We start from the raw sequence: 961 nt of genomic DNA on the forward strand, positions 1-961 counted from the left end.
CCTCGGGAGTGACGGACCAGACGAGTGTCGGTATGGTGTCGATAAGTTGCTGGAGTTCATACTGTCTGGCTCGCAATGCCTCCTCGGTCCGCTTGCGATCGTCGATGTCGGTGTTGCTCCCGAACCACTGGACCACAGTGCCGGAGCCATCGCGCACTGGTTCGCCTTGGAAAAGGAACCAGCGGTACTGGCCATCGAAGCGGCGTAGCCGGGCCTCGATCTCGCCCGCCGCACCAGCTGCCAGGAGAGATCGCCAGTATTCGACAAGCCGGTCTCGATCGTCCGAGTGTATGGCGGCAGTCCAACCCCAGCCGGCTGCCTGCTCCTGAGACAGCGCCGTGTATTCGTGCCATCTCCGGCTCAGGAATTCGGTGGAACCGTCTGGGCGGGCGGACCAGACCAGTGTCGGAAGGGTGTCGATCAGCCGCTGGAGCTGGAACTCTCTGGCCTCCAAAGCCTGTTCCACTTTCTTCAAGTCATCGATATCGAGCAGGACACCATACCACCCGATGAACTTGCCGTTCCGATCGAACCGGGGCCGAGCCGCGACACGGAACCAGCGATAAGTCCCATCGTGGCGACGAAGCCGGCATGCGCCATGGAATTCCTGGCCATTCTCCAGGCATTGCGACATGAGGCCTGCAGTTCGGTCGAAGTCCTTCGGATGAATAACCTGCCGGCAAGGGAGATTGCTGGTGTCGACGGTGCCGAGATAGGCCCGAAGGCTCGTGCTCACCTCGGTTAACCGGCCTTCCGGGTCGACGATCCATGCCGGTCCGGGAATGCTCTCCAAGAACTCATGCGCGTCATACCCAGTGCGATCCGACGCACCCTGCCCTTGCGGCCCTTGAATGAGAAAGCCGGTCAAGATCGCAGTCGCGGCGAGGAGGGTCAAACTCACGTAAATATTGGCTCCGGCGGTCTCAACCAATTCGCTGGACAGCCAGAATACCGACAAGCC

Annotated in this window: 1 protein-coding gene; it reads right to left on the minus strand. The window is 60.9% G+C overall.

The annotated features are described in order from the left end of the window. Positions 1 to 961, minus strand: a 961-nt coding sequence (locus ACXJ7R_RS34370) for a PAS domain-containing protein (RefSeq protein WP_457155677.1), incomplete at both ends; no start/stop codon positions are given.

The sequence above is a fragment of the Mesorhizobium sp. P5_C1 genome (genome assembly GCF_054049815.1).